The sequence below is a fragment of the Pedobacter sp. UBA5917 genome (assembly GCF_002432345.1).
In the GTDB taxonomy this organism is placed as follows: domain Bacteria; phylum Bacteroidota; class Bacteroidia; order Sphingobacteriales; family Sphingobacteriaceae; genus Pedobacter.
This window is the reverse complement of sequence record NZ_DJDT01000183.1, coordinates 1-7,800: the sequence shown is the minus strand read 5'-3', so window position 1 is coordinate 7,800 and position 7,800 is coordinate 1. Positions and strand designations below refer to the sequence as shown.

Below are 7,800 nucleotides of genomic sequence, written 5' to 3'. Positions count from 1 at the left end.
TGAAAATATTTTAAATAAAATTAAATTTCGTTAAAAATAGGCCGGTTGGGTGATTGGTCTGTTTGTTTCTGGAAATTGATTAAAAACAGATTTTTATGTGGTTGAAGGTATATGTTTGTTGTTTAACGACTATAACTTAAAGCTTGAGAAAGCTATTTTGAATGGAGTAAATTAAGGCGTCGTCACCCTGAATTCATTTCAGGGTCTATTTTGCATTGAAAGATGCTGACCACGAAGTAGCTATTAGACCTTTAAAAACAATAAAAACAGCTAATAAAATAAATTCAGCATGACGATCGGGGCGAGAAATCTGTCTCTAGGTAGATCTCTCGACTACGTTGCACTCCGCTCGAGATGACGGTAGCTTGTGAGTAGGTTTGTTATTTGAACTATTTTTATGGAATAATGGAACCACAGAATTCGTTCTAGAGAATAAAAAGCATCATCCGTGTTAATCCGTGCACCAGTGGCTAAAAAAAGCATCTCTGTCTAAAAAACATCGGCAACAAAAAATGGCCTGTGTTACCACAAGCCATTTCTAATCTAAATAGGTAATCCTTTACCCTGTAGAGCTTAGTTCTCCACGGTCATTAAGTCCTTTTACTTTGTCCTGCTGTAGCGCTTCGTATTGCTTTTTTTCTTCATCGCGCAGCTCCTGTTGCATAATTTTGGCAATTTTGGTGCTTCCATCGTGGCTCCATCCCGGCGGATTGAAAATGTACCTCACTTTATCCATAAAGGTTGGTGCTTTTTTTACATCGGCGCTCAAAGCAATAAACTCATGAAAAATGATGTTTACAGGGCCGGTATCTTTCGGTTGGGTAGTTAAGCCGTATTTTACCACATCCTCAGGTAATTCGGCCTGGAAAGTTCCAAACCACCTGTCCCAAAGAATTAAAACCATACCCATATTTTTATCGAGGTAACGTACATTGCTGGCGTGGTGTACACGGTGGTGTGATGGTGTTACAAAGATATATTCGTACCATTTAGGGAATTTAATATTGTACTGTGTGTGTACCAGATTGCCATAAATCTGGGTTACCAGATAAGCAAAAAGGATATCTACTGCAGTAAAACCCATAAATGCCAAAGGCAGGTAAAAAAATACCCGGTACATCGGCTCAAAAACGGTAGAACGGAAACCTGTTGTTAAGTTAAAGTGCTCCGATGAGTGGTGCGTAACATGCATGGCCCAGAAAAAACGTACGTAATGACCCACAGTATGCAAAAACCAGTACAGAAAATCCTGCGCCAGGATCAATACCAACCAGTAAAGCCACACATTCGGGATCTGGAACAAACGGAACTGGTAGCAATACGCCAATAAGAAAAATGTACCTGTTTTGGTTGCTAAATTGATCACAATCGCTGCCGTCATCAGGTAAATATTCGTCCAGGTATCGCGTTTGGTATATAATTTTCTGTCGTGCTGGTAACTGAAATACATTTCAACCAGGGTTAAAACGATTACGAAGCCAAAAAGCCCGATTACAGAAATATCACTTCCGGTAAAATTCATTTTATAAACTGTTATAATAATCCAAACTGCTTAAAATATCGGCTGTGCTTACACGGCAGTTAAACGTGCATTTGCCTGTTGTTTCTAAAAGCGAGAAGAGGATGTTGCCATCTTCGTTCTTTTTATCGCTCTGCATCAGTTCCAAAAGTGTATCGAAACTTTCTTTTTTGATATGGTATTTTGGATATAAAGACAAAATGTAACTGCTGATATCGTTCAGTTCTTCTTTTGTTAATGAGCTGTTTTTAATCGATAATGCGGCTTCGCAAACAAAACCGATGGCAATGGCCTCACCATGCGTTAACGGATTTTCGTCGTTTGCGAGCGAATAACCTTCTACGGCATGACCAATGGTATGACCGAAGTTTAAAATCTTGCGCAGGTTTTTCTCATGCGGATCGATGGTTACCACTTCATTTTTAATCTCTACCGAACGGTAAATATCCTCTGCAGAAGGTGTTAGGTAATTGCTTGCTTTTAATCTTTCGTAATAAGGTTTGTCGTAAATTAAACCATGTTTGATCATTTCGGCGAAGCCTGATAAAAGCTCACGTTCTGGCAATGTTTTCAAAAATGCAGTTTCAATAAAAACCATCTGCGGTAAGGTAAAAGTACCTACCATGTTCTTAACATTGTCGATATCGATACCAGTTTTACCGCCTACCGAGGCATCAACCTGCGATAATAGGGTAGTAGGTACATTGATGAAATCGATTCCCCTTTTATAGGTTGAGGCGATAAAACCACCCATATCGGTAATTACACCACCACCGAGATTGATCATCAGACTTTTACGGTCGGCTTCAAAATCCAGGAGGGTTTTCCAGATACCGATACAGAAATCGATATTTTTATTTTCTTCTCCTGCTGATGTTTCAATCAGGTCGAATTCAGAGAAATCATCTAAAAGTGACTGAAAAAGCGGTAAACAGATTTCGCTGGTATGCTCATCTGCAAATACAAAAACTTTGCTGTATTTGTTGCTTTCCAAAAGTGTTTTTAAGGCGTCTAAATTGCTTTCGAAATAAAGCGAATGGCCTGCGCTCGTTAAGGTTTCCATTAAATTACTTCGATTTTATCTTGTTCAAAAGTGATGATGTCGCCAACTCTAACTTTGTACCGTTTGCGGAATTCTACTTCACCATTACATTTTACCAAACCGTCCATCACGGCAGCCTGTGCATCGCCTCCGGTGCCCACCAAACCGGTTGCTTTTAGCAGCTGGATCAATGGAATAAATTCGCCTTCTAATTTGAATTGTATCATTTTGTGCAAAAATACGATTATTTCGAGCTTTTTAGTTTTAACAACCGATGCTTTTTATAATTTTGCACCATTCTGACTTATTACATAGATAAAAATGGATTTATCCCCCAATAAACAACCTAATTTCGACAACACGGAAATCGCTTTCCGCCAAAAATCTAATCAGGAACTAAAAAAAGCATACTGGCTTTTTAAAATGATCGGAAGCAACTTTTTAACCAAGGTTGGTCCGGCAATTACAAATTTCTTTTTAAATATCGGTCTGCCTATTCAGGGTGCCATAAAAGCAACCATTTTTCAGCAGTTCTGCGGTGGCGAAACCATTGCCGAATGTAATAAAGCTATCGATCAGCTGGATAAAGGTGGTGTGGGTACCATTTTGGATTATTCGGTTGAGGGAGAGGAAGAAGAGCAGGTGTTTGACGAAACCTGCGCCGAAATTATCCGCACCATTGTGCGTGCCGATGGTGATGTGAAAATTCCAATCACTGTATTTAAGATAACCGGTATAGGCCGTTTTGCATTGTTACAGAAACTTGATGCCAAAGAAAAATTAACCGCAACAGAAGAGGCAGAATACGAAAAAGTAAAATTGCGTTGCGAAATGATCTGCAAAACCGCTTTTGATAAAAGTGTGCCAATTATGATCGATGCCGAGGAAACCTGGATACAGGATACCATTGATGAGCTGGCTTTGGATATGATGCGTAAATTTAACCGCGAACGTATTATTGTGTATAATACCTACCAGATGTACCGCCATGATAAACTGGCCGACATGAAAGCCGACCACTTAATTGCCAAAGCCGACGGTTTTATTTTAGGTGTTAAAATGGTTCGTGGTGCCTACATGGAGAAAGAACGTAAACGTGCTGTAGAAATGGGTTATCCTTCGCCGATCCAACCGGATAAGGAAGCATCAGACCGTGATTACAACGAATCGTTACGTTACTGTGTAGATCATATCGAAGAAATTGCTATCGTTGCCGGAACGCATAATGAAGATAGCAGCCGCTTATTGACTTACCTTTTAGAAGAAAAGAATATTTCGCATAACCATCCGCATGTTTATTTTGCCCAGTTATTGGGAATGAGCGATAATTTGAGTTTTAACCTGGCTGATGCGAACTATAATGTGGCCAAATATGTGCCTTATGGGCCGATTAAAGCGGTAATGCCGTATTTATTCAGAAGAGCACAGGAAAATACATCAGTTGCCGGACAAACAGGCCGTGAATTGGGCTTGATTGAAAGGGAATTGAAGAGAAGGAAACTTTAGTTCAGCTTTCAGTTGGCAGTTAACAGTTTTTAGTTAGCAATAGAGTCGTCATTTCACTACGTTTGAGTTGAAATGACGACTTTTTTTGTTAAGTTGTCATCCTGAGCCTGTCGAAGGATCTCCGTTCCACTCCGTTTTACTTGAGATGACGATCTTTCTTTTGGAAATGATTGTTCAGTAATTCTTGGGGGTATGCAGTCCCGCTTTTCGCTTTATATCGATGAAAAATCGGTATGCCCGCTTCAATCGGGTTTAGTAACAAAAAGACTGTTTAAGAATACTGGTCACGCAAAAACTAATATTTCACAACGCTTGCGCCCGTTTCCAAACGGGTGCATCAATAACTGCACGATTTTATCGTGATAAATGATAGGCTATCTACACTTCAGACGTCCGAAGTTCTTCGCCCACTCCCGGGCTTTGTAAACTTCGGACGTGTTTGCAGGAGTTATTTCTTCACCACAAAAGGCTGCCTTCCGGTAAGCAGATCATAAAACAGGATAAAATCACTCGCTAAGCTATAACCCGGATACTGAAATGTGGCGGGTTTATTTTTTTCGAAGAAAAAGTGGCCAACCCATGCAAAACCATAACCCAATATGGGCATAGCCAGAAAGAAGTGCCAGTTATGGAAAAGAAAACCGGTAAAAAAAGCCAGTACTACTAAACCTGTACCGATAAAATGCAGGATGCGCGAGGTAGTATTACCATGCTCGGTAAGGTAAAAAGGGTAGAACTCTTTAAGCGATTTATACTTTTTCTCTGCCATATACTAATTTACAAAATTCCGTTTGCTTTTAAAAACGAAGCCAACTGTGCAGGTTTTTCTGTCATGAGCAAAGTATTTAGACCTACTTTTTTGGCACCTTCAATGTGCTGTGGACTATCGTCAATAAACAATGTTTCAGCAGGGTTTAAGTTGTTCTCCTTTAATACCTGTTCGAAAATATTGGTGTTGGGCTTACGGAGTTTCATGTGCTGTGAGAAATAGGCTTTCTCGAAATAAGCATCGTAATTATTGATTTTGAAAGTGGTTTTCAAATAATCGATAATCCAGTCGTAGTGGATTTCGTTGTTGTTGCTCAATAAAAAGGTACGGTATTTTTCCTTAACCTGAAGCAATAAATCGTGGTTTTCCTGAATGGTGCCGATTAAAAGGCTGTTCCATGCATCATCTATCTGTTGATCGCTTAAATCGGGTTTATTGGCAGCTTTTCTGATCCCGGTCCTAAATTCGGCAGGAGAAATTGCCCCGGTTTCAAAATCATCAAATAACCGGTTATGGGCTTTATGCGCAAAGAAGTTTTCGATATCGCTAATGCCCAGTTTTTGAAAAGATGCCTGGGCAATTTTGAAATCAATATCAAATATAACGTTTCCGTAGTCGAATATAATGTTCTTAATGTTTTGCATAATACGCTGAATTTGCTGCAAAGATATTATTGCTAAGTTAATGCGGAATGATAAAACCTTATTTTTTACAATAAAAAACCCGGAACCTTTTATGATCAGGTTCCGGGCGCTTTTTTAGTTTTAACCTACTTGGGTTCTACCGTTATGGATTGTATAATCGGGCGGTTCTTTTTGTCGTCGGTTTTAAGTTCTTTGAAAACAAAATATAGCGAATGGAATTTACCATCGGAAATCATGCTGATGGGCACACTTTTTCTGAAAGTAGATTTTCCGATCATGAGGCCTTTACTGTCATCCAGCCAGATTTCGATTTCGCCATCGCTACCAGGGGCAAGGTTTAAGAAAGAGAATCCGAAACCTGCAATGCCTGTTAAATCAACATTTTTGATGGCAATCCAGCCGCTTTCCTGACTAAGAACAATTTTTTCGCCCCCAAAAACATCTTTTCTTTCAAAACCTGCAAAATCCTTAATGTCGCTGGCATCAATTATACTGCTTTTCAGGTTAACCAGATTGGTAGTGGTTAAAGGCTTTAAACCTTTGGCACCAGCGTTTGTGTAGGTTGCTTTTAGCGTTAGAACAGATTTCTTTTTATCAGTATTTGCCGGAGGAACAATTTTTCCAGTGGTCGGTAATGATGCTTTAACGGTTTCTTTATTGCCCAAAGTCATAATCCACTCGGTAATTTTCTTTACATCCGCTTCTTTCATGGCCGTGTGTGCTGGCATTGGAACTTCGCCCCAAACACCCTGACTGCCACCAATTACTTTAGAAGCTAAATAATCCGAAGCTTTTGGATCGTTTTTATATTTAGCGGCAACTTTATCAAATGCCGGACCGATAGAAACAGCTGATTCTTTATGGCAGGTACTACAATCGGCTTTTAACATCAATGCTTTACCGATCATGGTTTGGGCTGCCTGCTGATGGCCCAACTGTGCCCCGGCCATATCGCTTCCTTCGGTATAGGTGTTTGAAATATAAATGCGGTTATTGTTTACTTTAGCGCTTCTATCGCTTACCAAAACCTTATAATCAACCGGTTTATTCGGGAAATAGAAGGTTTTGTTACCGGCAAGATCAATCGTTACCTTTGGATGTTCGTTTCCTGCAAAAACAGGGATTACCGCACTTTTTGCAGAAGCTTTGCTTTTATCCATTACGGTAACACTTACCGGATATTCGCCTGTTTTGGTAAAAGTATATTGTAACGTTGGGGCGGTAGTGGTTTTGGTAATTCCTTTTCCCAAATTCCAAACATAGGTTAAAGCATCCCCATCAGGATCTTTGGCGATAACATTGGCCGTTAATTTGTAAGGAAGCAATCCGCTGGTTTTTACAATATCTAACTTTTCTATACTTGGCGGACGGTTTCCACCTAAATAATCGATCCTTGAAATAGCCGCATCAGGGTTTTTGCTGAACCAGCCTTTACCATATTCAAGAATATATAATTTTCCATCAGGCCCCAGTTCCATATCGATCGGTGCAGCCAGTGAAATTTTGGATAAAAATGGTTCCATGCTCTGGTAATCGCCTTTATCGTTCATGGTTACCGCTTTAACCCATCCGCGTACCCATTCGTAAATAATGAGCTTTCCGTTGTAATAAGCGGGGTATGGCGAATTGGTTTTGGTGTATAACACCGGGCCGGCCATTGCTGTACGTCCGCCTGCACCTACCTGCGGAAATTCGGCCGATTCGCCATAAGGATACCAGATAAATGCCGGTTGTGCCGGTGGAAGCTGTTGCAAACCGGTATTGTTGGGCGAATTGTTGATCGGTGCTTTAGGATCAAAAGCATTGCCATTTGCTCCGTTGGTATAATCGTAGGCTTTGTATGGATAGTTATTGCCGATAAATAACGGCCAACCGAAATTACCGGCTTTTTTGGCCTGGTTCACTTCATCGTAACCCCTTGGGCCTCTTAATGCATCATCATTAGGGGCATCAGGACCAACTTCTCCCCAATATACATAATTGGTTTTTTGATCTACCGATATGCGGTAGGGGTTTCTATCGCCCATAACATAAATCTCCGGACGTGCTTTAGGATCGTTTTTAGGGAAAAGGTTACCATCAGGGATGCTATAGGTACCATCTTCGTTAACCTTGATCCTTAAAATTTTTCCACGTAAATCGTTGGTATTTCCAGCAGATCTTCTTGCATCATATTGCTCAAAGCCTTTTCTGTTATCAAGTGGTGCATAACCCCTGTTCACAAATTCCTGTTTTGGGGCATCAAAAGGTGTAGAGTTATCGCCGGTAGAAACATAAAGCAGGTTATCTGATCCGAAAGCGATAGAACCGCCGGTGTGGC

Annotated in this window: 7 protein-coding genes; 1 reads left to right on the top strand and 6 read right to left on the bottom strand. The window is 40.3% G+C overall.

Going from position 1 to position 7,800, the window contains the following annotated elements:
- Positions 1 to 559: 559 nt before the first annotated feature.
- From B2V92_RS12080 to B2V92_RS12070, 3 genes are read right to left on the bottom strand one after another with little or no spacing between them, the layout of a single operon-like run.
- Positions 560 to 1,522, bottom strand: coding sequence for a sterol desaturase family protein (locus B2V92_RS12080; RefSeq protein ID WP_293308227.1), 963 nt, complete (start codon positions 1,520 to 1,522; stop codon positions 560 to 562).
- Position 1,523: 1 nt separating this feature from the next.
- Entirely contained in the window at positions 1,524 to 2,582 is a 1,059-nt protein-coding gene (gene aroB, locus B2V92_RS12075; RefSeq protein WP_293308225.1) for a 3-dehydroquinate synthase, read from the bottom strand.
- Complete coding sequence (locus B2V92_RS12070; RefSeq protein WP_025142770.1) at positions 2,582 to 2,788, bottom strand: RNA-binding S4 domain-containing protein; 207 nt, start codon at positions 2,786 to 2,788, stop codon at positions 2,582 to 2,584. Before B2V92_RS12070 ends, aroB begins: the two co-directional genes overlap by 1 nt.
- Before the next feature lie 94 nt (positions 2,789 to 2,882).
- Between B2V92_RS12070 and B2V92_RS12065 the strand changes: the two genes are divergently transcribed.
- Complete coding sequence (locus tag B2V92_RS12065; RefSeq protein WP_293308219.1) at positions 2,883 to 4,067, top strand: proline dehydrogenase family protein; 1,185 nt, start codon at positions 2,883 to 2,885, stop codon at positions 4,065 to 4,067.
- Between the two features lie 448 nt (positions 4,068 to 4,515).
- Here the strand turns inward: B2V92_RS12065 and B2V92_RS12060 are convergent, their stop codons facing one another.
- From B2V92_RS12060 to B2V92_RS12050, 3 genes are all read right to left on the bottom strand, one after another.
- Positions 4,516 to 4,836: a DUF962 domain-containing protein gene (locus tag B2V92_RS12060; RefSeq protein ID WP_293308217.1), complete on the bottom strand. Its 321-nt coding sequence runs from the start codon at positions 4,834 to 4,836 to the stop codon at positions 4,516 to 4,518.
- Between the two features lie 8 nt (positions 4,837 to 4,844).
- On the bottom strand, positions 4,845 to 5,480 hold the full coding sequence (locus tag B2V92_RS12055; RefSeq protein ID WP_293308215.1) for an HAD family hydrolase: 636 nt from the start codon (positions 5,478 to 5,480) through the stop codon (positions 4,845 to 4,847).
- Positions 5,481 to 5,605: 125 nt separating this feature from the next.
- Positions 5,606 to 7,800: PQQ-dependent sugar dehydrogenase (locus B2V92_RS12050; RefSeq protein ID WP_293308213.1), on the bottom strand; the 2,195-nt coding region annotated here is incomplete at its 5' end.